Annotated in this window: 19 protein-coding genes and 5 pseudogenes; 16 read left to right on the top strand and 8 right to left on the bottom strand. The window is 69.7% G+C overall.

Annotated elements, in window-relative coordinates; translation table 11 throughout:
* From ACWD4O_RS47470 to ACWD4O_RS47435, 8 genes and pseudogenes are all read left to right on the top strand, one after another.
* On the top strand, positions 1–277 hold a 277-nt coding region (locus tag ACWD4O_RS47470), incomplete at its 5' end, for a fumarylacetoacetate hydrolase family protein (protein ID WP_451289346.1).
* A 169-nt stretch (positions 278–446) separates the two neighbouring features.
* Complete coding sequence (locus ACWD4O_RS47465) at positions 447–1,079, top strand: TetR/AcrR family transcriptional regulator (RefSeq protein WP_451289345.1); 633 nt, start codon at positions 447–449, stop codon at positions 1,077–1,079.
* A 327-nt stretch (positions 1,080–1,406) separates the two neighbouring features.
* Positions 1,407–2,456 carry a cytochrome P450 gene (locus tag ACWD4O_RS47460; RefSeq protein ID WP_451289343.1) on the top strand — a complete coding sequence of 350 codons (1,050 nt, stop codon included), beginning with the start codon at positions 1,407–1,409 and terminating at the stop codon, positions 2,454–2,456.
* A gap of 54 nt (positions 2,457–2,510) precedes the next feature.
* Positions 2,511–2,723 carry a ferredoxin gene (locus tag ACWD4O_RS47455; protein WP_450953242.1) on the top strand — a complete coding sequence of 71 codons (213 nt, stop codon included), beginning with the start codon at positions 2,511–2,513 and terminating at the stop codon, positions 2,721–2,723.
* Between the two features lie 333 nt (positions 2,724–3,056).
* Complete coding sequence (locus ACWD4O_RS47450; protein ID WP_451289342.1) at positions 3,057–4,514, top strand: APC family permease; 1,458 nt, start codon at positions 3,057–3,059, stop codon at positions 4,512–4,514.
* A 65-nt stretch (positions 4,515–4,579) separates the two neighbouring features.
* Positions 4,580–5,198: pseudogene (locus tag ACWD4O_RS47445) on the top strand (aldehyde dehydrogenase family protein); the annotation flags it as partial.
* Between the two features lie 2 nt (positions 5,199–5,200).
* Positions 5,201–5,831 (top strand): annotated as a pseudogene (locus ACWD4O_RS47440) (gamma-glutamyl-gamma-aminobutyrate hydrolase family protein); the annotation flags it as partial.
* A gap of 83 nt (positions 5,832–5,914) precedes the next feature.
* The gene (locus tag ACWD4O_RS47435) at positions 5,915–6,742 is read left to right on the top strand and encodes a hypothetical protein (protein ID WP_451289341.1); all 828 of its coding nucleotides are present in this window, start codon (positions 5,915–5,917) and stop codon (positions 6,740–6,742) included.
* A gap of 277 nt (positions 6,743–7,019) precedes the next feature.
* Here the strand turns inward: ACWD4O_RS47435 and ACWD4O_RS47430 are convergent, their stop codons facing one another.
* Genes ACWD4O_RS47430 through ACWD4O_RS47420 form a run of 3 tightly spaced genes read right to left on the bottom strand, consistent with a single transcriptional unit; the run spans position 7,020 to position 9,895 of the window.
* Complete coding sequence (locus ACWD4O_RS47430) at positions 7,020–7,868, bottom strand: bifunctional methylenetetrahydrofolate dehydrogenase/methenyltetrahydrofolate cyclohydrolase (RefSeq protein WP_451289340.1); 849 nt, start codon at positions 7,866–7,868, stop codon at positions 7,020–7,022.
* Between the two features lie 46 nt (positions 7,869–7,914).
* The gene (purU, locus tag ACWD4O_RS47425) at positions 7,915–8,760 is read right to left on the bottom strand and encodes a formyltetrahydrofolate deformylase (protein ID WP_451289339.1); all 846 of its coding nucleotides are present in this window, start codon (positions 8,758–8,760) and stop codon (positions 7,915–7,917) included.
* A 19-nt stretch (positions 8,761–8,779) separates the two neighbouring features.
* Entirely contained in the window at positions 8,780–9,895 is a 1,116-nt protein-coding gene (locus ACWD4O_RS47420) for an aminomethyltransferase family protein (protein WP_451289338.1), read from the bottom strand.
* Between the two features lie 124 nt (positions 9,896–10,019).
* Here ACWD4O_RS47420 and ACWD4O_RS47415 point away from each other — a divergent pair, with 124 nt between their 5' ends.
* Positions 10,020–10,706, top strand: coding sequence for a TetR/AcrR family transcriptional regulator (locus tag ACWD4O_RS47415; RefSeq protein WP_451289337.1), 687 nt, complete (start codon positions 10,020–10,022; stop codon positions 10,704–10,706).
* Between the two features lie 183 nt (positions 10,707–10,889).
* On the opposite strand, the pseudogene ACWD4O_RS47410 reads toward ACWD4O_RS47415, so the two are convergent.
* The 5 genes and pseudogenes from ACWD4O_RS47410 to ACWD4O_RS47390 all read right to left on the bottom strand — a co-directional run.
* Positions 10,890–11,099 (bottom strand): annotated as a pseudogene (locus tag ACWD4O_RS47410) (MarR family winged helix-turn-helix transcriptional regulator); the annotation flags it as partial.
* 797 nt (positions 11,100–11,896) lie between these two features.
* Positions 11,897–13,351, bottom strand: a complete 1,455-nt coding sequence (locus ACWD4O_RS47405; protein WP_451289336.1) for an aldehyde dehydrogenase — start codon at positions 13,349–13,351, stop codon at positions 11,897–11,899.
* An 84-nt stretch (positions 13,352–13,435) separates the two neighbouring features.
* On the bottom strand, positions 13,436–14,203 hold the full coding sequence (locus ACWD4O_RS47400; RefSeq protein ID WP_451289335.1) for a 3-hydroxyacyl-CoA dehydrogenase: 768 nt from the start codon (positions 14,201–14,203) through the stop codon (positions 13,436–13,438).
* A gap of 48 nt (positions 14,204–14,251) precedes the next feature.
* Positions 14,252–15,427, bottom strand: coding sequence for a thiolase family protein (locus ACWD4O_RS47395; protein WP_451289334.1), 1,176 nt, complete (start codon positions 15,425–15,427; stop codon positions 14,252–14,254).
* 116 nt (positions 15,428–15,543) lie between these two features.
* Positions 15,544–16,332: a crotonase/enoyl-CoA hydratase family protein gene (locus tag ACWD4O_RS47390; protein WP_451289333.1), complete on the bottom strand. Its 789-nt coding sequence runs from the start codon at positions 16,330–16,332 to the stop codon at positions 15,544–15,546.
* 259 nt (positions 16,333–16,591) lie between these two features.
* Between ACWD4O_RS47390 and ACWD4O_RS47385 the strand changes: the two are divergent.
* From ACWD4O_RS47385 to ACWD4O_RS47355, 7 genes and pseudogenes are all read left to right on the top strand, one after another.
* Positions 16,592–16,798 (top strand): annotated as a pseudogene (locus tag ACWD4O_RS47385) (acyl-CoA dehydrogenase family protein); the annotation flags it as partial.
* An 86-nt stretch (positions 16,799–16,884) separates the two neighbouring features.
* On the top strand, positions 16,885–17,193 hold the full coding sequence (locus tag ACWD4O_RS47380) for an acyl-CoA dehydrogenase family protein (protein WP_451289347.1): 309 nt from the start codon (positions 16,885–16,887) through the stop codon (positions 17,191–17,193).
* Positions 17,194–17,221: 28 nt separating this feature from the next.
* Positions 17,222–18,856, top strand: coding sequence for a long-chain fatty acid--CoA ligase (locus tag ACWD4O_RS47375; RefSeq protein WP_451289332.1), 1,635 nt, complete (start codon positions 17,222–17,224; stop codon positions 18,854–18,856).
* On the top strand, positions 18,853–20,043 hold the full coding sequence (locus ACWD4O_RS47370; RefSeq protein ID WP_451289331.1) for a CaiB/BaiF CoA transferase family protein: 1,191 nt from the start codon (positions 18,853–18,855) through the stop codon (positions 20,041–20,043). Before ACWD4O_RS47375 ends, ACWD4O_RS47370 begins: the two co-directional genes overlap by 4 nt.
* The gene (locus ACWD4O_RS47365; RefSeq protein WP_451289330.1) at positions 20,040–21,086 is read left to right on the top strand and encodes an LLM class F420-dependent oxidoreductase; all 1,047 of its coding nucleotides are present in this window, start codon (positions 20,040–20,042) and stop codon (positions 21,084–21,086) included. The genes ACWD4O_RS47370 and ACWD4O_RS47365 overlap by 4 nt, the downstream gene beginning before the upstream one ends.
* Before the next feature lie 11 nt (positions 21,087–21,097).
* The gene (locus tag ACWD4O_RS47360; protein ID WP_451289329.1) at positions 21,098–22,264 is read left to right on the top strand and encodes an acyl-CoA dehydrogenase family protein; all 1,167 of its coding nucleotides are present in this window, start codon (positions 21,098–21,100) and stop codon (positions 22,262–22,264) included.
* A pseudogene (locus tag ACWD4O_RS47355) lies at positions 22,261–22,515 on the top strand (hypothetical protein); the annotation flags it as partial. The gene ACWD4O_RS47360 and the pseudogene ACWD4O_RS47355, both read left to right, overlap by 4 nt.

Below are 22,515 nucleotides of genomic sequence, written 5' to 3'. Positions count from 1 at the left end.
CATGCACTACCTCGTCGCCGACATCGCCCGGACGATCACCCTGTACCCCGGTGACGTGCTCCTGTCGGGCACCCCGGCCAACTCGCGCCCCGTGCCGCCCGGCGACGTCGTGGAGGTGGAGGTTGCGGGCCTGGGCCGGCTCACCAACCACATCGTCACCGGCCCGACCCCCGTCCGCACCGACGTAGGTGCCCAGCCCACCGAGTCCGAGGAGGTCCTGTCCACCGCGCTCGGCGGCGACTGGGAGTTCCGCGGCATCCGTGCGCCCAGGCGATGAAGCCGCCCAGAATCGTGCCGCGCGGGGTCTGCTGCTGTGGCTCCGGCGCGTCCTGTGCCGACGCCCGCGGGCCGCACACGGTGCCTTGCGTACGGGGGAGTGTCTGAGCGTGAACGTGACAGCGGTCCGCCCCCGTCGCGCTCTCAACCGCCCGGGTAGGGTCGCAGGCATGACCGATTTCGCGGACGCCCCCAAGGGCCGACAGTCGCGCGAGCGCCTGCAGTACGGCGAAGGGCGCGAGGCCCTGCTCAACGCCGCGGTGCGCGTCGTGGCGCGGGGCGGGCTGCGCAAGCTCACCTACCGGGCGGTCGCGGCGGAGGCCGGGGTCACCCACGGGCTCGTCGTGCATCACTTCGGCTCGCGCGACGCGCTGATCGAGGAGGCCCTCGCCCACACGATCCGCACCTCGCTGAGCACCAGCGCGCTCGAACCCGGCACCGGCAAGGTCGCGGACTTCTCGACCGGACTGTCGGAGATGGTCACGGAGGATCCGGACACCCAGGCGTTCCAGTACGAGCTCCTGCTCGAGTCACGCCGCCGCCCGGAGCTGCTGCCGCAGATCCGCGAGCTGTACGACGAGTACTTCGACGCCACCCAGCGGGAGCTCGGCCGGATGCTGCCGGCCGGCGCGGACCGGGCGCTGACCCGGCTGGTCTTCGCCGCACTCGACGGTCTCGTGCTGCACCAACTCGTCCTGGGCGAGCCGGAGGTCACGGACGCGGCCCTGGAGGAGCTGCGTTCCCTGCTGAGGCTCCTCGACGCCGACGGCGACGGCTCTGGAGAGCCAGGAGTGACGATCTGACCTGCACATTCTCAAGCCCCGGACGTTCGGCGCCCGGGGCTTCTTCGCGTGCCGCGTCCCAGGCTTCATTTGATCCCGTACGAGTAAAGAGTTGATTACGGGCCCTCGAAGCATTGACGAACCTGTCCAGGTGGATAATTCTCGCCGTATGGCAGGGGCCCGTTCGAGGCCGCCATGCATCCCGAGGAGATCCCCATGACCACCGAGGCTCCCGTAGTCGACCTGCTCCCGTTCCGCGACCCCGACTATCGTGCGAACCCCGCCCCGTACTACGCCCGCCTCCGTGCGGAGGCGCCTGTCTACCGGCATCCCGTCGGCGTGTACGTGGTGTCCCGCTACGAGGACGTCGCCAGGCTGATCCGCAACCCCACTCTCAGCGTCCGCAAGCTCGACTTCGGAGTGGCCGGTCCGCTGCACGACACGGTGCTCGGCCAAGACACCCCGGACCACACCAGGCTGCGCCGCATCACCAACCGCTGGTTCACGCCGAAGGCGGTCGAGGAGTGGGCCAAGGTCATGCAGGCGTCCGTGGACGCGGTGCTCGACGAGGTGGCCGCGGGTGACGGCACCCTGGATGCGGTGGACGACCTCGCGCTGCGCTCCACCTTTGACACGATCTGCCACATTTTCGGCGTCGCACCCGTCAAGATGCTGGAGATCCAGAAGGCCACCTACGACATCGGGCTGAGCCTGGGACCCGGGTCCGACGAGGACGACTGGCAGGTCACGGGCGAAGCCTTCGAGTGGTACGAGGACCACATCCGCGGCCTCTTGGCCCACAAGCGCGCTCACCCCGGTGACGGCCTGATCGATGCCTTCCTCGCGGCGCAGGATGAAGGGAAGATGACCGAGAAGGAGGTCGTCTCCTCCATCCTGCTCTTCTTTGCTGTCGGTCATCTGGATATAAAGCACCTCATCGTGCAGGGTATCCGCCAGATGGCGGAGCACCCTGAGTTCATCGCGATCTACCGTGACCAGCCCGAAGCCCGGTCCGGTTTTATCGACGAGGTGCTTCGCGTGGAGACGCCTGAGCAGATGGTCTCCCGGCTCACCACCGAGGAGACGGTCATCGGCGACACGACCGTTCCTGCCGGCGAGGTCCTGGTTCTGCTGATCGGGTCCGCCAACCTCGACGCCGAGGCATTCCCCGACCCGGACCGCTTCGACCACACCCGTCCGAACGCCGCCGGCCAGCACCTGGCCTTCGGCTCGGGCCAGCACGGCTGTGCGGGCCAGGTGCTCGCCCGGGCGGAGGCGGATGTGGTCTTCACCTCGCTGGTGAACCGCTTCAGCGCGATCGAGCTCGCAGGTGAGCCGACCTTCACCCATACCGAGTTCCTGCGCAGCATTGCCTGCTTGCCGATCCGGCTGCGCTGAACACACAGACGCAACCGGCCGCGCAAGTTTCCAGCACAGCATCAAGGAGTCACCATGAGGGTCGAAGTCGACCTCAGGAAGTGCCAGGATCACGGACAGTGCGTCTATGCCGCTCCAGACCTCTTCGCCCTCGACGAACACGGGCGACTGGCGCTGCGTGCCCATCGTGTCGACGTGTATGTGGCAAAGGTGGACGACGCGCGCGCCGATGAGCTGCAAGAGGCCGCGGACGTCTGTCCACTGCAGGCCATCACCGTCGACCAGTAGACGGTCCGGTCTCACGGTTGGTCGCCGGATCGCCGAGAAAGATGGCGGCGGCGTGCTGACCCTTCTGGCCGGCCGATGAGTACGCGGCGGGAACCCCCAGCGCCGTCGAGTCGCTGTGGCGCAGCGGCCGCTGGACACGCGCCAAGCGCGGCCTGCTGAGCGCGCTGCGCCGCGTATCACCCGGAACCCCATGCTCTGGCACTTCTGGACGGCCCCGCTGGGCCGAGCGGCACCACATGTCGAAATCGGTCGACTCGTTTGGCCTAAAACGAACCTCCCCTCTTCCTCCCCCCTTCCTCCCCCCTCCCTTCCCCGTCCCGGCAGGTGATCCGAGTGGACAGTCAGACGGCGGTAGTACCACCTACCGCGCAGGATTCATCCATGACCGGCAGGCTCAAGCCCAACTCCCTGGGTGTCCTGGGCATCCTCTTCTTCGTCCTTTCCGCTCAGGCACCGCTGACCGGCATCGCGGGGGCTCTCCCCATCGCCATCGTCATCGGCAACGGGGCCGGCGCTCCCGCCGCCTATGTCGCGGTCGGTGTCGTGATCCTGCTGTTCTCCATCGGCTTCGTGGCCATGAGCCGCCACGTCGTCGACGCGGGCGCCTTCTACACCTACATCGGCAAGGGCCTCGGCCGACCGACCGGCTCCGGCAGCGCAGGCGTCGCGCTCTTCGCCTACTGCGCCGTCCAGGCCGCCATGTACGGGCTGTACGGCGCGACGGTGAGCGGCCTGGTCGAGCACTACGCCGACGTGCACGTGGCCTGGTGGGTCTGGACGCTGGTCACGATGGTGATCGTTCAGGCTCTGGGCGCCGCCGGGATCGAGATGGGAGCGAAGGTTCTCGCGGTCTTCGTCCTGGCGGAGTTCAGCATCCTGACCGTTTTCGCGCTGGTGACCTTCTTCAAGGGCGGTGGTCCCGAGGGCCTCGGCTTCGGTGACACCTTCTCGCCGCACGCCGCGCTCCAGGGTGCCCCGGGCGTGGCGATGATGTTCGCCGTGGCGTCGATGTTCGGCTTCGAGGGGACTGCCATCTACGGTGAGGAGGCGCGGGAGCCCGCGAAGACCGTCCCGAGAGCCACGTACCTGTCCGTCGCGGTGATCACCTGCTTCTACGCCTTCACCTCATGGATGCTGGTCTCCGCGCACGGTGCATCCAACGCGACGGCGGAGGCGGGCAAGGCGCTGGAGTCGGGCGACGCCACCACCTTCGTCTTCGCGCCCGTCAGCGCCCAGTTCGGTGCCTGGGCCGGCGACGTGCTGCCCGTCCTGCTGACCACCTCGCTGTTCGCCGGCATCCTCGCCTTCCACAACTCCGCCAACCGCTACCTGTTCTCCATGGGGCGTGAGCGCCTGCTGCCGCATGGGCTGACCGCGCTCAACCGGCGCCACTCGCCCTGGCTGGCAGGCGCCGTGCAGACAGTCATCTCCGTGGCGCTGGTCATACCGTTCGCGCTGCTGGGCAAGGACCCGGTGCTGACACTGTTCTCCTGGTTCAGCGGTGTCGCCGTGCTGGGGATCATGCTCCTGTACTTCCTGACCTCGGTCTCCGTGGTGGTCTACTTCCGCCGCTCGCGTGCCGACACCCGGCCCTGGAACACGCTCATCGCACCTGTTCTGGGCGCGCTCGGCATCATCGGGGCGATCTGGCTCATCGTCGAGAACTTCACCACGCTCATCGGCGGAGACCGGACCACCGCCGTCTGGCTCCAGCTCACGGTCCCCGCAGTTCTGCTCCTGGGGTTCGTCGCGGCACGGCTGACCCGGGATCGGCGAAGCGTCGCGGACTGACCTCGTCGTCCCACAGCTGGTCATGTGCGGCATCCCTTCCGGGGTGCCGCACATCGGGCGGCCCCGGCCGCCCCGCCGAGGTCGACCTGGCCGTGGCCGCCGCGCGCCGGGCCTTCGACGCCGGACCTTGGCCACGCCTCGCGCCCGCAGACCGAGGCCGGATCCTGCTGCGCATCGCAGACCTGCTCGAAGAGCAGCGGGAGACGCTCGCCCTGACCGTCAGCCTGGAGATGGGCAAGCCCGTCACGGACGCGCATGACATCGAACTGCGCGCCGCGATCACCACCTTCCGCTGGTACGGCCAACTGGCCGACAAGCTGACGGACGAGTCCCCGCACACCGCCGACTGTCTTCGACCGCGTGGACCCGGGGATGCGACTGGCTCGCGAGGAAATCTTCGGGCCGGTTCTCTCTGTCCTCGCCTTCGACGACCTGGACGAGGCGGTACGCCTGGCCAACGCCACCGAGTACGGACTCGCCGCCGGCCTGTGGACCTCCGACCTGTCCACCGCCCACAAGGTCTCCCGGGCCCTGAAGGCCGGCACGGTCTGGGTCAACTGCTACGAGGAGGGCGACCTGACCGTCCCCTTCGGCGGCGTGAAGCAGTCCGGCAACGGCCGCGACAAGTCCGCCCACGCCCTGGAGAAGTACACCGAACTCAAGACCACGTGGATCCAGCTGTGACCCGCCCGCTGATCGAGGCCGTATGGCGGCCCGGTGGCGAACCGGCGAGCATCCACCCGGTCGACCCCGCTGCCGCCGACGTCCCAACCCGTCTCGCCCGTTTCGACGGCGTCCTGCTCCCCGGCGGAGGCCGACCTCGCCCCACACCGCTACAGTGCCGCCGACACCGACGCCAGTGTCTACGGCGTCGACGATCTCCGGGACGCCTTCGACCTCGAACTCGCCCGCACGGCACTGGACTTGGGGCTGCCTCTGCCGGTCATCTGCCGCGGTCTCCAGGTCGTCAACGTGACCCTTGGCGGCTACCTGGAACAGGACATGGGTGGCCGGGATCATGAGCACCGGCACCTCGTGCACCCGGTGGAGATCGAGCGCCGGACCCTGCTGGAACAGGCCACCGGCGCGCAGAAGGTGGAGTCCTCCTGCTGTCACCACCAGCGCGTGAGCACCCTCGCAGCAGGTCTCGCGGTCACCGCGCGCGCCGTCGACGGCACCGTGGAAGGACTCGAACTCACCGTGACCCGGGGCTGGTTCACCGCTGTCCAGTGGCACCCTGAGGACACCGCCCCGGACGACCCCGCCCAGCAAGGAATCTTCGACGCCCTCGCACGAGCCGCCCGCGACAGACGCTGACTGGACATGGCCCTCTTCGGCAACAACAGACGTCAGGGGCCCCGCTGGCCCCAGAGCTCGACGACGCCGCGCTCGGCCGAGTCGTGAAAAGCATTGCCTCCACCCGGGGACCGGGACCTCAGGACCTCGCCATCGCTCAACTGGAACGGCTGCTGCGGGACACCGGGAACGACTGGGACCGCCGCTGCCACCGCGTCGCTGTACTCGCGCAGGCCGCTCCCGCCCTGGCCCGCGGCTGGCGGTCGCGACAGCCGCGCGACCCGGACGCACTGGTGATATGCGGCTGGTCGGAACTGGCCACCGATCCATGGGCCGGTTTGTCGACCTTCCGTCTGGCTGCCGCAGCCCGCCCGGCCGACCCCACTCCCTGGGTCGGCGCGCTGGCCGCGCCGCGACTGCTGAGGGGGTCGAGAACGGAACTCGCCTCTGTGTGGCAGGAGATCAGTGTCCGCGACTCCTGGCACAGGGAGGCATATCTGCAGATCCTGGGCTGTCTCTCCCCCGAGGAACAGGGCAGCCAGGCGGCGCTGCGTGAGTTCTTGGACGACGTCATCGCCGTCATGCCGCCCGACACACCCACAGCCTGCCTGTCGCTGACGGCAGCCGTACGGCAGTACCACCGCGACCTGGACCGTGGCGGCATCCAGGCACTGGGAGTGAACAGGTTCTGGTCCCAGCCACACGTGGCCGCGCTGCTCGACCAAGCGCTGGGGCACTGGCTCCCACCTGGGCGGCTGCGCCACGCGGCGGCCGTCGCGGACCTGGGTCTGCTCGCCTACGGGCTGGCGCGAGCGGGTCGGCGCGGCGACGCGGCTGCCGCTTTCGCCGCGACCGGCGGGCTGGTCACGGTCTGGCCGTGGGGGCACGACGGCGATCCCGTCGAGCGCTACGCCTACTGGAGTCGTCCGTGAACGTGCGGATGGCTCGGCAGAACGTTCGAGGGCGACGTCTGTGCCGAGTCTGCCGGCGTGCCTGCCGCCCAGGAACCGTCGCCGGCTGTACCAACGTCTCCGGCGCAGGCCACGGCCGTCCCGCCGTCGTGTGCGACGAGCAGGCGACCGCCCATGGCGTCGGGTGACTTCAACGGGCGGCCGGGTTCCCCCGCAGCGGCATTGGCGGCTCTTCCCAAGGGGTGCACCCGGGCTGGGCGGGGTACGGTCCCGCCCAGCCCGGAGCCAGGAGGAGCCGTCAGTCGCGCTCGGCGGCCTCGACGATGTTGGTCAGCAGCATGGCCCGCGTCATCGGGCCCACACCGCCCACCGGCGGGGCGATGGTGCCGGCGACCTGGCCCACGTCCGGGTGGACATCGCCGAGGATGCCTTCCACGGTCCGGGTGATGCCCACGGACAGGACCGTGGCACCCGGTTTGACCCAGTCGGGCTTGACGAGGTGGGACACCCCGGCGGCGGCCACCACCACGTCCGCTACCCGGGTGTGGGCCGCGATGTCCTGGGTCGCCTCGTGGCAGAGTGTCACCGTCGCGTGCTCGGTGCGGCGCGTCAGCATCAGGCCCAGCGGGCGGCCTACCGTGATTCCGCAGCCGATGACACAGAACTGTCGCCCGGTGATGGCCACTTGGTTGCGGCGCAGCAAGTCGATGATGCCGCGGGGCGTGCAGGGCAGCGGGGCCGGAATGCCCAGCACCAGACGGCCCAGGTTCGTCGGGTGGAGCCCGTCGGCGTCCTTGGCCGGGTCGACGAGCTCCAGTATGGCGTGGGTGTCGATGTGGGCGGGCAGCGGCAATTGGACGATGAATCCGGTGCACGCCGGATCGGCATTGAGCCGACGTACGGCAGCCTCGACGTCGGCCTGGGTTGCTGTGGTCGGCAACTCCACACGGATCGAGGCGATGCCGACCTGGGCACAGTCGCGGTGCTTGCCTCTGACGTAGGAGTGGCTGGCCGGGTCGGCGCCGACCAGGATGGTGCCGAGGCCGGGGACGATACCTCTGGCCTGCAACGCCCGGACGCGGGCGCTGAGTTCGCTCTTGATCTCGGTTGCGGCGGCCTTGCCGTCGAGCAGCGTCGCAGTGGTCATGGTGGTACGGACCTCTCGGCTGAGCCCATCAGATGGGTTGCGAGCGTCAGGAGAAGACGACGGTGCGGGAGCCGGTCAGGACAACCCGATCCTCCGCGTGCAGCCGTACGGCCCGGGCCAGGACGATCCGTTCCACGTCCCGGCCGATGGCGACCAGCTCCGACGCGGTGTGGCGGTGCCCGACGCGCACGACGTCCTGCTCGATGATCGGCCCCTCGTCCAGGTCGGCGGTGACGAAATGGGCGGTGGCCCCGATGAGCTTGACACCCCGGTCGTGGGCCTGGTGGTAGGGCTTGGCGCCCTTGAAGCCCGGCAGGAACGAGTGGTGGATGTTGATGACCCGTCCCGACAGCTTGCGGCACAGGTCGTCGGAGAGAACCTGCATGTAGCGGGCGAGCACGACGAAATCGACCTGATGCTCGGCGACCAGGCGCAGCAGCTCGGCCTCCGCATCGGGCTTGGTGGCGCGGGTGACGGGGAGGTGGACGAACGGGATGCCGTAGCGCTCCGCGATCGGCGCACAGTCGGGGTGGTTGGAGACGATCAGGGGGATGTCGAGGGGCAGTTCGCCGAGGTCCCATCGGTAGAGCAGATCGACCAGGCAGTGGTCGAACTTCGACACCATGAGCAGGACCCGGCGACGCTGTTCCACCGGCCGCAGGGACAGCACGGGGTCGAATCGAGCCAGGCGCAGAGCCAGCTCGTCCCGCAGGACTTCGCTGTCTGTGCGGGGAGTCTCCAGACAGACGCGGATCGTGAAGTCGCCGGTGCCGGGATCGGAGAACTGCGCACTCTCCAGGATGTTGCCCTTGGCCTCGGCGATGCCCCCAGAGAGCGCGTGGACGATGCCCGGCTGGTCCGGGCAACGGAGAGTCAGAATGTAGCGCTGCATGACGGGATCTCCAGCCGGGTCAGGATCGCACGCGGGCGCGCTCGGGGTCGTACACGGGGGTGGGCCGGACCACGGCCTCCGCCTTGAAACCGTCGGAGACGACGGCGGTGAGCGCGGTTCCGGACTTCACGGCGTCGCGGTGCACGCGAGCCAGCCCCAGAGTGGCGCCACCCAGCGCGGGCGAAGGAACCGCCATCGTCACATAGCCGACGTCCCGCCCGTCCAGCTCCAGCCGGGCGCACTCCGCGACCTCGGGCTCCGCGTCCACGACCACGCTGACGATCCGTCCCGTCGCGCTGTCCTTCTTGGCCAGCAGCGCGTCACGGCCCTGGAAGGGGCCCTTGTCGAAGTCGACCGCCCAGCCCATCCGGCACTCGAACGGAGTGACCGTGTGGTCGTACTCCAGCTCACCCATGATCATGGCGGCCTCGGTGCGGCACATCATCAGCGCGGCCGCGCCGAAGGCCTTGACGCCGAGATCCGCACCCGCTTCCAGGACCGCGTCCCACAGCTCGACCGCCCGTTCGCGCGGCACCTGGATCTCGTAACCGAGTTCTGCGGTGAACCCGAGCCGGCTGACCTGTGCCGGAATACCCGTGACAGGGATGTTCTGGAGCAACGTGTAGTAGGGAAAGGCTGTGTTGGAGACGTCGGCGTGGGTGAGCCGCTGAAGTACGTCGCGGCTGCGTGGTCCCTGCAAGGTCAGTACGGCGAATTCGTCGCGGCGCTCGGTGACCGATGTCCCCGCAGGGGCGTGGGCGGCAAGAGACTCCTGCGTGACGGGGTTTCCGCCGGTGACGACCAGATGGTCGACCGCGAGGACGGACACGGTCACGTCGTCGACCATCATGCCGTCGGTGTCGACGACCACGCCATAGGCGATACGTCCGGCGTCGAGACCGCGGACACGGCGTGAGAAGACCGCGTCGACGGTCGCGACCGCGTCCTCTCCCTCGACATGCCACTTGTAGAGCATCGAGTACTCGGAGGCGCCGGCCGTGGTGCGGATGGCCCGGTACTCCTCGGTCACGTCACCGATGGCCAGGGGTACGGCGTGGCCGTAGACGTCGATCCACTCCTCGATACGGTCGGCGTACCGTGGCGAGAACGGGGTGCTGCGCAAGCCTTCGGGCATGACCACGGGGACTCCAAGTCAGGGGGAGGCAGGGGAGATACAGCCCGAGAATCTATCCAGTCGGATAACTTGTCAATAGGATAGGTTTGCTGGCAGGGGAGACACGGGGAAGTGGAGGGGGCCGATGACCATCGTGACCAGGACCGATGGGGAGGTCGGTCAGGATGCCCGGCCCGGATACGGAGAAGGGCGAGAGGCGCTGCTGGCGGCGGCCGTCAAGGTCGTGGCCCGAGGCGGGCTCCGCAAACTGACCTATCGGTCCGTGGCCGCCGAGGCCGGGGTGACCCACGGGCTGGTCGTCCACCACTTCGGTTCGCGCGACGCCCTGCTCGAAGAGGCGCTGCGGTGGAGTGTCAGGCGCAGCATCGAGACGTCGTCACTGGTGCCGGGCAGTGGCAGGTTGGAGGACTTCGTTGCAACGCTGCCCGGCTTCGTCGCTGCCGATCCGGACCTGCAGGCGTTCCAGTACGAACTGAAACTGGAGGCAAGCCGCAGGCCCGAACTGCAGCGGCATGTCGACATGCTCTATGACACCTACCGCGACGCCGTACGCGAGGCGCTGGCCTGCTTCGGTGTCTCCCGGACAATGGTGGAGATCGTCTTCGCGGCCCTGGAAGGGCTGGTGTTCCATCAGGTCACCTCGGGGGATCAGCAGCGCACCGAGGAAGGCGTCAAGGCGCTGCGCAGGCTCCTTGAGGCCCATCATGATCAGGCGTGGTCCTCAGCGTTCAGTGGTGCATCGACTGAGCAGCAGGACTCCGGCACGACGGATGGCAGGCCCGGTCATGACAGGTCACAGCCGGTTTCCTGATGTGGCACCGCGTCATGGGACGGCCTCTCCTCGGTGGCACTGCCGACCGGCAGCGTGGCCGTGGCGCACGACGACGGAATGCGGGGCGTCGGGCGGAGCCGGGAAGGCGAGGAATCGTCCGGCCTCCGCCCGGTCGGGGATGTCGGGCTCCGACTGGCGGCCCGAGCTGCTGAGGATTCGGATCTGTGGACGGCGGCCGCTGCGACGCTGCGCCGGAGGCTGGCCGTCGAGGAGGGTGAGACGGCGTTCCTCGCCAAGTGCCTCGACCTGGAGCACCACTTGACGCAAGCCTTCCGCGAGGCTGCGGCACTCCTCGCCCCCGAGCCGCCCGGTGACGAAGGCCTCCTCCTCGTTGAACGCAGGGAAGACCCGCTGCATCAGCGCCTCGCCCTCCGCTCCGACAGCCGACAGCCGACAGCCGACAGCCGGCAGCCGGCAGCCGGCAGCCGGCAACCGCCAGTCGTCAGACGGCGACATGCCAGCCAGCTGGATTCCGCACAGGGTCATGCCAAAGATTCAGAAGGCGTGCGAGGCGTCAGCGAAAGACCATCCGCAACGGCCCTCTCCCAGCACACCTCCATCGACAGGTACGGGGCCCTGGCTCGGAGAAACAGGGGCCCCGTACCTGCTGGATGCCACTGAGCGGCTGGCTGAACGCGCCCTGAAAACGACCTGGACACACACCAAGTTCATCGTTTCCTGCCTCCGACAGGAGGCCTCCGTCTGCGAGGCTCACGGCCTCGAGGCCCGCTTCTGCACCGCCCGCTCGATGTCGTTGCCCGGCCGGAGGGTGGGCTCAGTTCGGCGCGTCCGTTCACGAGGCGGGCGTCGGTTGTGGGGTCGACTGCGCCGCGCTTCTCGCCGCGCTCGATGATCTCTTCCGCCGCGCCTGCGTGCAGGTGACGAGCGTGTCGATGAACGCCTTCTGAAGCTGCTGACGCGAGCCGACGTCGTTCGAGGCGAGGCCGATACGCAGCACTCCGAGCGCGGCTGGAATCGGTTCGAAGAGGAGGCCCGACCGGCCGCAGCGCCGGGGGTTCGGCCGCTCGCGTCAGCGCGGTTCTGCCCAAACTGTGGGCCACGACGGTGACTGGAGACCCCCTTGCTTGTCGTGAACAGCGGCAAGCGTCGGTTCCACCGCGCCCCTGCCGACCACGCACCGCCGGCGACGCCCCCGACGTCGGTACCTATCAGGACGGCAGGTAGACCGACTGCCACTCCAGGTACGCGCTCAGGCCCTCGGGTCCGAGTTCGCGTCCGAGCCCGCTGGCGCCGCGGCCGCCGAAGGGGGAGTTGAAGTCGAGGCGGTAGCCGTTGATCCCGATGGTGCCCGTGCGCACACGGCGGGCGATCGCCGTGCCGCGTTCCTGGTCGGTGGTCCAGACGGTGCCGCCGAGGCCGAACTCGGAGTCGTTGGCGATGGCCACCGCTTCGTCGTCGGAGGAATACGGCGTGACGGCGAGAACAGGGCCGAAGATCTCCTCGCGTGCGATGGTCATGTCCGGGCGCACGTCCGCGAAGACGGTCGGTTCGACATACCATCCGCGATCGAGGTGCGCGGGACGCTTGCCACCTGCCGTGAGGCGCGCCCCCTCGGTGAGCCCGGCGGCGATGTACCCCTCGACACGCTCGCGCTGGCCGGCGGAGACCAGCGGACCGACGGCTGTCGCCGGGTCCAGGGGGTCGCCGACCGTCAGACCGGAGGCGAGGGCGGAGACCGCGTCGAGGACTTCGGTGTAGCGGCTTGCCGGGGCCAGGAGGCGGGTACTGCCGTAACAGGTCTGGCCGTTGTTGGCGAACGAGACGCCCGGGAGCCCCTTGATGGTGGCCTCGAGGTCGGCGTCGTCCAGAACGATTGCCGCGGACTTGCCCCCGAGTTCCAGGGTGACGGGGCGCAGCAGGCGTCCGCAGACCTCGCCGATCGCCCGGCCTGCCGGGGTGGATCCCGTGAACGCGATCTTGTCGACGCCGGGATGCGCGACGAGCGCCTCACCCGCTTCGAGGCCTCCGGGCACGACGTTCAGCACGCCCGCGGGCAGGCCGGCCTCGGCGGCGGCATCAGCCAGGACATACGCGTCCAGGGAGGTCTCCAACGCGGGCTTGAGGACGATCGTGCAACCCGCGGCGAGGGCGGGGGCGATCTTCATCATGGCGAGCGTCTGCGGGTAGTTCCACGGCACGATCGCCCCGACCACTCCCACCGGCTCCCGGCGTACGAGGGTGGTGGTGCCGGTGAAGGAGGGCCGCCGCTCCTCCCACTCGACCGTGCGCGCCAGGCTCGCGTAGTAGCGCAGGATCGCGGCCGTGCTGTGCCCGTTGACCTGGGGCGACATGGCGATCGGCATGCCGTTCTGGCGGGTGACGAGGCGGCCCAGCTCGTCGGCGCGGGCCTCGACGGCCGCGGCGAACCGGTCCATGGTGTCGGCTCGTTCGGCCGGACTCGCGACGGCCCACGGAGCGCCCGGGGTGTCAAGGGCCCGGCGGGCAGCGGCCACCGCCGCTTCGACGTCCTTCGTGCCGGCGACGGGGACGCGACCGATCTCCTCTTCCGTGGAGGCGGAGATGACGGTGTACGTCTCCGAACCGAGTGGCGGCCGCGAGGTGCCGTCGATGTGGAAGGAGGTCTGTTCTACGTAACTGTCCATGCCAAGTCCCTGCGGTGAGCTCGTGCGTGGCCGCACTCTAAAGTTGCTATTCATATGTGAATATACGCCATGGGATCTCGACTGTCAGCGAGGCTGCATGCGAATCGCTCCGTCGAGCCGGATGACCTCGCCGTTGAGCATGGGGTTCTCGGCGATGTGCTGGACCAGTGCGGCGTACTCGGCGGGGCGGCCGAGGCGACTCGGATGCGGTACCTGGGCCCCGAGCGACGCCTTGGCCTCCTCGGGCAGGGCGGCGAGCATCGGCGTCTCGAACAGCCCGGGGGCGATGGTCACGACACGGATACGGTGGCCGGCCAGGTCGCGGGCGACGGGCAGGGTGAGACCCACCACGCCGCCCTTGGAGGCGGAGTACGCGGCCTGCCCGATCTGCCCCTCGTAGGCGGCGACGGACGCGGTGTTCACGATCACCCCGCGTTCCTCGCCGCCCGCCACCGGTTCCAGCGCGGCCATGCGTTCGGCGGCGAGCCGGATCACGTTGAAGGTGCCGATCAGGTTGATCTGCACCGTGCGGCTGAAGTCGGTCAGGGGGAACGGGCCGGCCTTGCTCAGGGTGCGGGCGGCGGTGCCGATGCCCGCGCAGTTGACGGCGACCCGCAGCTCGCCGAGATCCGCCGCGGCGTCGAGCGCGGCCGCCACGTCGGATTCACTCGTGACGTCCGTCGGGGCGAAGGCCGCGCGCTCGCCGAGTTCCTGGGCGACCGCCTTGCCGTCCGAGGAGGCGAGGTCGGCCAGGACCACCGACATTCCCGCGTCGAGCAGGCGCCTGGCGGTCGCCTGGCCGAGTCCCGAAGCGCCACCGGTGACGAGTGCGACGCTGCCTGCGATGTCCATGGAAATTCTCCTGAGCTGTCGAGCCGGTGCTTGATGGGTGACGGTGCGTCAAATGCGTTCGATGACAGTGGCGTTGGCCATGCCTCCGCCCTCACACATGGTCTGTAGGCCGTAGCGGCCGTCAGTCGCCTCCAGGTGGCTCAGGAGGGTGGCGAGCAGACGGAGACCGGATGCACCGAGGGGGTGGCCCAGCGCGATGGCGCCGCCGCGCGGGTTGAGCCGGTCGGGGTCGGTGTCGAATGCCCGCTGCCAGAGCAGCGGCACAGGGGCGAACGCCTCGTTGACCTCGTAGGTGTCGATGGCGTCCAGCGACAGCCCAGAGCGGTCGAGGACCTTGCGCGTGGCAGGCACGACCCCGTCGAGCATCAGCAACGGGTCGGAACCGGTGACCGCGAAGGAGTGGTAGCGCGCCCGGGGGCGCAGCCCCAGTCGGCCCGCGACCGTGGCGTTCATGATGAGTGCGGCGGACGCGCCGTCGGTGAGCGGAGAGGAGTTGCCGGGCGTGACGCGCCAGTCGATCTCGGGAAAACGCTCGGCTTCCGGGGCCCCGGTGAAGGCGGGCTTGAGGCCGGCCAGACCCCCCGCGGTCGTGGTCGGCCGGATGGTCTCGTCCACGGTGTGGCCGTCGACGGGGACGATCTCCCTGCCGAATCCGCCTGCCTCCGTGACGCTCCAGGCGCGCTGATGGGAGCGGGCCGAGAAGGCGTCGAGTTCCTCGCGATCCAGCTTCCAGCGCGCGGCCAGGAGCTCGGCGGAGACGCCCTGCTGTACCAGGCCCTCCGGGTAGCGGCGGCGCAACAACTCACCGGAGGTGTCGGCGCCGCCCGCGCTGGTGAACATCGGCACCCGGCTCATGGACTCCACGCCGCAAGCGATGACGATGTCGTACGCCCCCGCCATCACGCCTTGGGCGGCGAAGTGCCCGGCCTGCTGACTGGAGCCGCACTGCCGGTCGACGGTGGTCGCGGGCACCGACTCGGGGAACCCGGCGGCCAGCAGCGCGGTGCGGGTGATGTTGAGGGACTGCTCGCCGACCTGTGACACGCAGCCGCCGATCACGTCGTCGACCAGGGCGGGGTCGAGGCCGTTCCGTTCGACGAGTGCGGTGAGCACAGCGGCCAGGAGGTCGGCGGGATGGTGGCCCGAGAGGGCGCCGCCGGGCTTGCCCCGGCCGGACGCGGTACGCACCACGTCGATGATGACGGCTTCGTTCGTGCTGGGCATCAGGGGTCCTTTACTGCAGGGGCGACTGATCTCGCGATGTCGTGCGGAGGCGGATCCCGGGGGGCGAAAGAGGGCTGATCCCTCGTGGCCCGCGAGGGGCGGTTGACCGCTCGGTGTCAGTTGCCGCTCCAGCGCGGGATGCGCTTCTCGGCGAACGCGCGAAGTCCGTCCCTCGCGTCGTCGCCGGCGTGGATCTCCTGCCAGACGCGTTCGTTCTCCTGCCAGGCCCGTGCATCGGTCTCCTGCTCGCCCCAGGTCATGAGGTGCTTGACCGCGCTTACGGCCGACGGCGCCCCCGCCGCCACCTGCTCGGCCAGCTCCAGGGCGACGTCGACGGCCTTCCCGGCCGGTGCGACACGGTTGACCAGACCCCAGGCGGCGGCTCGGGTCGCGTCCACGGGGATGCCGGTTAGCGCCATTTCCAGGGCGATGTTGCGGGGGATCCGCTGGTGGAGTCGTAGTACCCCGCCGGCTGCCGGAAACAGGCCGTGGCGTACTTCGGGCATGCCGAACGTGGCGTTCTCGTCCGCGACGATCAGGTCGCAGGCGAGGGCGATCTCAGCGCCACCGCCCAGCGCCGGGCCGTTGACAGCGGCGATGAGCGGCTTGTCGACCGGATGCCGGACGATGCCCGCGAAGCCCCACTCGGGATGCCGCGGATCCCGACCCGCAGCCGCCTCCCTGAGATCCATACCTGCACAGAAGGCGCGCCCGGCACCGGTTATCACCGCGACCCGCAGGCCGGAGTCGGCAGCGAATTCCTCCAGGGCTGCGCCCACGGCCGCGGAGACCTCCGCGGTCACCGCGTTCAATGCTCGGGGCCGGTTGAGAGTGATCAAAGCGGTACTGCCCCGCCGCTCCAGCGTGGCCACCGGCGCGGCCTCGGTTGCTTCTGCGTCTGTCATGGCACCTGCCTCCTTGGACTCAGACCCAAGGCTGGATCTAACGATCGTTAGGGTGGGACGCTAGAATGGGCAGCCAGAATGCGTCAAGTGGTCTGGCTCTCGGCAGAGGAAATCTTGCGTTCCTGGCGCTGAGCAGCGCTGACACCCTGAGATTTACCGCCCCGGCGTATTGACCTTCACTGCATCCGCTCCTAGCGTCCTAACGAACGTTAAGTATTCGCCCCTTCTGGAGCGAGCCCTCAAGAGCCGCGAGGACCGCATGGCGATCGATCTCACCCTTGCCCCCGAACTGACCGAGCTCCGCGACCGCACCGCCGAGTTCGTCCGGACGACCGTCCTCCCCGCCGAAGTCGAGATGCTCCGGGGCCCGGGCTCACCCGACGACCCCCTGCGCCGCGCGCTTCAGCGAGCTGCCCGCGATGCGGGGGTCTTCGCCCCGACGGTCCCCAAGGAGCTCGGCGGCCTCGGCCTCGACCTGCGAGGGCAATCCGTGATCCTGGAGCGGCCGGGTGCAGCCTGCTCGGGCCACTCGCGGCGCCGCCGGAGGCGACCATGTTTCTGGTGCCGACGGACACCTCGGGGTTCTGCATCGTCCGGCACGTTCCCAGCCTCGACCAGGGCTTCACCGGAGGCCACTGCGAGATCGAGCTCGACGGCTGTGCGGTCGGTGACCAAGCCGTCCTCGGTGAGGTCGGCAAGGGTTTCGCCTACGCACAGGTGCGCCTCGCGCCCGCCCGCCTCACCCACTGCATGCGCCGGCTGGGCCTGGCCTATCGCGCCCACGACCTCGCGGTTTCCCGAGCCTTATCTATGACGGCCCCTCCGAGACCCATCGCTGGTCGATCGCCCGCCGAGCGCTGAGAGCCGCCGCCACGAAGGAGCAGAACCGATGAAGAGCACCATGATGGACCGGGACCTCCAGATCAGCGATCTGCTGCGGCACGGACAACGGGTGCACGCGCGCAGCGGTGTCGTGCGCTGTGCCCAGGACGGCGGCGGCGCCTGGACGTTCGCCGAGACCGCGGAACAGGCGGAGCGGCTCGCCGCGGCCCTCTCCCGGCTCGGCGTCGAGCGCGGCGACCGGGTGGCCACTCTGTGCTGGAACACGCCCGAGCACCTGGCCGCCTATCTCGCCGTCCCGTCCATGGGCGCCGTCCTGCACACACTGAACCTGCGCCTGCACCCCGACCAACTCGGCTACGTCATCGAGCACGCCGAGGACCGGGTACTGCTGGTGGACTCCACCCTGCTCGGGCTGCTCGGAGCCGTGCGGGACTGCATGTCCACCGTCCGCCACGTGGTGGTCATCGGCGACGGAGAAGCTCCCGAACTACCAGGCCACATCGCTGTCCACCGCTGGGACGACGCGCTCGCCGCCGAGCGTCCCGGCTTCGACTGGCCGGCGGTCGACGAACGCTCCGCCGCCGCACTTTGCTACACCACCGGCACCACCGGCGCCCCCAAGGGCGTGGCCTACAGCCATCGCTCCATCGTGCTGCACACCCTCGGCATCTCCACCGGCAACGGCTCGGCCATGTCGGACCGGGACCGGATTCTGCCGATCGTGCCGATGTTCCATGCCAACGCCTGGGGATGGCCGTACGCCGGTTGGCTGGCAGGCGCCGACATCATCATGAACGGCCGCCACCTGAACGTCCCCGACCTCGCCCGGATCATCAACGAGGAACGCCCCACCGCAGTCGCCGCCGTGCCCACCCTCTGGAACGGGTTGCTGCACCACGGAGCAGAAAATCCCCTCGACCTCTCCACTGTCCGGCTGGCCGGCTGCGGCGGCTCCAGCCCGTCACGAGCCTTGGTCCAAGGTCTCAAGGAGCGGTACGGGATCGCCCTGACCCAGGGCTGGGGCATGACCGAGACCAGCCCGCTCGCCAGCTGGTCCGCAGCGCCCCGCGACACCGCTCCGGACGAGGAAGTCGACTGGCTGGTCAAGAGCGGCCGGGTCATGCCCTTCGTCGACGTGCGGCTCATGGGCATGGACGGCGCCGAGCAGCCCTGGGACGGGAAGGCGGTCGGGGAACTCCAGCTGCGCGGACCGTGGGTGGCCGGTTCCTATCTGCACACCGAGGTCACGCCCGACAAGTTCGACGACGGCTGGCTGCGCACCGGCGACCTCGGCACCATCGAGCCCGGCGGCTGGATCGTGGTACGGGACCGGCTCAAGGACGGCATCAAGAGCGGTGGCGAGTGGATCTCCACTGTCGAGTTGGAGAATGCCATCGCCGAACATCCGGCGGTCGTCGAGGCCACCGTGGTCGGCGTGCCCGACCTCAAGTGGGACGAGCGCCCGCTGGCCTGCGTCGCGCTGGCCGAGGGAGCCACCGTCGGCCCGGTCGAACTGCGGGAGTTCCTGGAGGGGCGGGTCGCGCACTGGTGGATCCCGGAACGGTGGACGTTCCTGGACGCCATCCCCAAGACCAGCGTCGGCAAGTATGACAAGCGGGCCGTGCGCCGGATGTACCGGGACGGCGAGATGAGCATCGAGAACGGCGGCACGGGCGCATGAACCACACCGAGCCCCGGACCGCCGGCCCGCTGGCCGGACTGCGCGTGCTGGAGATCGCCAGCATGGCGCCGGGCCCCTTCGCCTGCATGCTCCTGGCCGACCTGGGAGCGGAGGTGCTGCGCATCGACCGTGCCTCCGACGTCGACCCGGGGCAGCACAGCTCGACCGACCCACTGGCCCGCGGCCGCCGCTCCCTCGCCGCCGACCTCAAGCATCCCGACGGCGCCGCACTGGTCAGGCGGCTCGCCGCCCGCGCCGACGTCATGGTCGAGGGATTTCGGCCCGGTGTCGCCGAGCGCCTCGGCATCGGCCCGGAACGCTGCCGGGCCCTCAATCCCCGCCTGATCTACGGACGGATGACCGGCTGGGGGCAGAGCGGTCCGCTCGCCCTCCGCGCCGGCCACGACATCACATACCTGGCCGTCTCCGGAGCTCTTGGCCTGATCGGTCCGCCCGACCGGCCCCCGGTTCCCCCGGTCAACCTGGTCGCGGACTTCGGCGGGGGTGGCATGCTCCTTGCCCTCGGCATCCTCGCCGCCCTGCACGAGCGGGAGCGCTCGGGCCGGGGCCAGGTCGTCGACGCCGCGATGGTCGATGGGGCGGCACTGCTCACCACCGCGCTGCACGGCCTGCGGGCGGCCGGCCAGTGGGAGGGAGGCCGGGGCGAGAACCTGCTCGACGGCGGGGCGCCCTTCTACACGACGTACGAGACCGCCGACGGCGGACACATGGCGGTCGGCGCACTGGAGGAGAAGTTCTACGTCGAGCTCCTCGCCGGTCTCGGACTCGCGGACGGCGCGGAGCTGCCCGCGCAGTACGACCGTGAACGCTGGCCCGAACTGCGGCAGCGGCTGGCCGTCGTCTTCAAGGAACGCACCCGTGACGAGTGGACAGCCGTCTTCGAGCCGACGGATGCCTGCGTGGCCCCGGTGCTCAGCCCCTGGGAGGCCCACCGCCACCCGCACAACGAGGCACGCGCCACCTTCACGGAGGCGGAGGACATACGCCAGCCGGCGCCCGCCCCCCGTTTCGATCGAACCCCGGGCGGGATCCAGGGACCGCCGCCCGTTCCCGGGCAGCACACCCGTGCCGTCCTCGCCGACTGGGGAGTCGACCCGTCCGACACGGACCGTCTGCTCGCGACGGCCGCCGTCGTCCAGCACCCGCACACAGGAGAGAACCGATGAGACTGGGCCTGAGCATGGGCCACTGGGGCCGCAGCGGAGGTGCCGAGCCGCTTGCGCTGGCCCTGGAGGCCGAACGTCTCGGCTACGCCGTGGTGTGGGCGGCGGAGGCGTACGGTTCGGACGCCGTGACCGTGCTGTCCTGGCTGGCCGGCCGCACGACGCGCATCGGTCTCGGTTCGGCCGTCATGCAGATCCCGGCCCGCACCCCCGCGATGACGGGCATGACGGCAGCGACCCTGGACGCCCTCTCGGACGGGCGGTTCCACCTGGGGCTCGGGGTCTCGGGGCCGCAGGTCTCCGCAGGCTGGCACGGCGTCGAGTTCACCAAGCCCCTGGCCCGTACCCGTGAGTACATCGACGTGGTACGAGCCGTCGTACGCCGGGAGCGGCTCCGCCACGACGGCGAGCACTACCCGCTTCCCCTGCCGGGCCCGGACGGCCGTCCCGGCAAGCCGCTGCAACTGATCATCCATCCGCTGCGGGACGAGATCCCCGTCTACCTGGCCGCGGTCGGACCGCGCAACATCCGTCTCGCGGGCGAGATCGCGGACGGCTGGCTCGCCCTGTTCCACGCCCCGTCCCACGCGGAAGAGAACCTCGCCCAGCTGCGCGAGGGCCGCGGCGAACGGGGGTTGGACGGCTTCGACGTCGTCGCCAGTGTGCCGGTGTCGGTCGGCGACGACCTGGACGCCTGCGCCGACCGGATCCGCGACTATGCGGCGCTGTACGTCGGCGGCATGGGCAGCCGGGAGAAGAACTTCTACAACGCGCAGGCATGCGCCCTGGGCTACGAGAAGGAGGCCCGAGCGATCCAGGACCACTATCTCTCCGGTGACCCCGCCGCGGCCGCTGCCGAGGTGCCGTTCGGGCTGATCGACGAAACCAGCCTGCTGGGACCCGTGGACCGCATCGTCGACCGCCTGGCCGCCTTCGCCGCCGGCGGTGTCACCACCCTGTCCGTCATCCCGTACGGCGACACCTATGAGGAGAAGGCGGCCACGCTGGCCACCGTCGCCGAGGCACTGGACCGCTCGAACATCTGAGGAGAGTTACCGTGCAGCGCACGCTCTACGACCAGGACCACGAGGACTTCCGGGACGTCGTGCGGGAGTTCGTCGCCCGCGAGGTCGTTCCGCATCAGGAGCGCTGGGAGACCGAGCGCCTCATCGACCGCGGGGTGTGGACCGCCGCCGGCAAGCAGGGCCTGCTGGCGCTGGCCGCACCCGAGGAGCACGGCGGCGGTGGACAGGCGGACTTCCGCTATCGCGCGGTGATGATGGAGGAGTTCGCCAGGGTCGGCGCCGCGTCCCTTGGATCCGCGTTCAGCGTCCAGGACGACATCGTGCTGCCCTACCTGCTCGACCTGGGCACCGAGGAGCAGAAGCAGCGCTGGCTGCCTGGGATCTGCGCGGGGGAGACCGTCACGGCCATCGCCATGACCGAGCCCGGCGCGGGCAGCGATGTGCAGGGCATCCGCACCACTGCCGTCCGCGACGGGGACCACTGGGTGCTCGACGGCGCCAAGACCTTCATCACCAACGGTATCCAGTCCGACCTGGTCATCGTGCTGGCCCGCACCGACCCCGCCGCCGGAGCACGCGGTATGAGCCTGTTGGTCGTCGAGCGCGGTATGCCCGGCTTCACCCGGGGCCGCAAACTCGACAAGATCGGACTGCACGCGCAGGACACCGCCGAGCTGTTCTTCGACGCGGTCCGCGTCCCGGCCGCCAACCTCCTCGGCACCGAGGGCGGTGGCTTCGGGCACCTCATGGAGCGGCTGCCGCGCGAACGCATGGCGATCGCGGTGTCCGCCCAGTGCGTCACCGAGACGGTGCTGGAACAGACCCTGGACTACTGCACCACACGGACGGCCTTCGGCAAGTCCGTGTCCGACTTCCAGCACAGCCGCTTCCTCCTGGCCGAACTGACTACCCAGTCCGATGTCACCCGCGTCTACCTGGACCACGCCATCGAGGCCCTCAACGGCGGCGCCCTGACAGCTGTTGACGCGGCCAAGGCGAAGTGGTGGGCGACCGAAGTGCAAACGACGACTGTTGACCGCTGTCTCCAACTGCACGGCGGATACGGCTATATGACGGAGTACCCGGTCGCGCGAGCTTTCCTCGACTCGCGTATCCAGACCATCTACGGCGGGACCACCGAGATCATGAAGGAGATCATCGGCAGGGATCTCGCGGCGCGACGGAAGACCGAGCGGTGACCAGTGACCTGCACCGAGCGGAGCGGACCGACCTGCACATCGACAACCCACCGGGGCTCGATCTGTCCGCGCTGAGCCGCTGGTTCGACTCCCATGTGCCCGGATGCCAGGGCCCGCTGACCGCGGCCATGCTGCACGGCGGACGATCCAACCTCGCCTACCGTGTCACCGACGGCCACACCCGCCGGGCTCACACCGTACGAACTGCGCCGCTGCGCGGATGGGCTGGTCGACCAGCCCATCCGCGCAGC

This window comes from Streptomyces sp. NPDC002623 (assembly GCF_053592635.1).
The sequence above is the reverse complement of the archived record's forward strand: the minus strand, read 5'-3'. Positions and strand labels throughout refer to the sequence as shown.

Excerpts from the sequence above, each read along its gene's own strand:
- ACWD4O_RS47465 (WP_451289345.1), top strand. The coding sequence starts at position 447 with ATGACCGATTTCGCGGACGCCCCCAAGGGCCGACAGTCGCGCGAGCGC.
- ACWD4O_RS47430 (WP_451289340.1), bottom strand. The coding sequence starts at position 7,868 with ATGACCACTGCGACGCTGCTCGACGGCAAGGCCGCCGCAACCGAGATC.
- ACWD4O_RS47365 (WP_451289330.1), top strand. The coding sequence starts at position 20,040 with ATGAGACTGGGCCTGAGCATGGGCCACTGGGGCCGCAGCGGAGGTGCC.
- ACWD4O_RS47390 (WP_451289333.1), bottom strand. The coding sequence starts at position 16,332 with ATGACAGACGCAGAAGCAACCGAGGCCGCGCCGGTGGCCACGCTGGAG.
- ACWD4O_RS47400 (WP_451289335.1), bottom strand. The coding sequence starts at position 14,203 with ATGGACATCGCAGGCAGCGTCGCACTCGTCACCGGTGGCGCTTCGGGA.
- ACWD4O_RS47420 (WP_451289338.1), bottom strand. The coding sequence starts at position 9,895 with ATGCCCGAAGGCTTGCGCAGCACCCCGTTCTCGCCACGGTACGCCGAC.
- ACWD4O_RS47370 (WP_451289331.1), top strand. The coding sequence starts at position 18,853 with ATGAACCACACCGAGCCCCGGACCGCCGGCCCGCTGGCCGGACTGCGC.
- purU (WP_451289339.1), bottom strand. The coding sequence starts at position 8,760 with ATGCAGCGCTACATTCTGACTCTCCGTTGCCCGGACCAGCCGGGCATC.
- ACWD4O_RS47380 (WP_451289347.1), top strand. The coding sequence starts at position 16,885 with ATGTTTCTGGTGCCGACGGACACCTCGGGGTTCTGCATCGTCCGGCAC.
- ACWD4O_RS47405 (WP_451289336.1), bottom strand. The coding sequence starts at position 13,351 with ATGGACAGTTACGTAGAACAGACCTCCTTCCACATCGACGGCACCTCG.
- ACWD4O_RS47415 (WP_451289337.1), top strand. The coding sequence starts at position 10,020 with ATGACCATCGTGACCAGGACCGATGGGGAGGTCGGTCAGGATGCCCGG.
- ACWD4O_RS47395 (WP_451289334.1), bottom strand. The coding sequence starts at position 15,427 with ATGCCCAGCACGAACGAAGCCGTCATCATCGACGTGGTGCGTACCGCG.
- ACWD4O_RS47455 (WP_450953242.1), top strand. The coding sequence starts at position 2,511 with ATGAGGGTCGAAGTCGACCTCAGGAAGTGCCAGGATCACGGACAGTGC.
- ACWD4O_RS47375 (WP_451289332.1), top strand. The coding sequence starts at position 17,222 with ATGAAGAGCACCATGATGGACCGGGACCTCCAGATCAGCGATCTGCTG.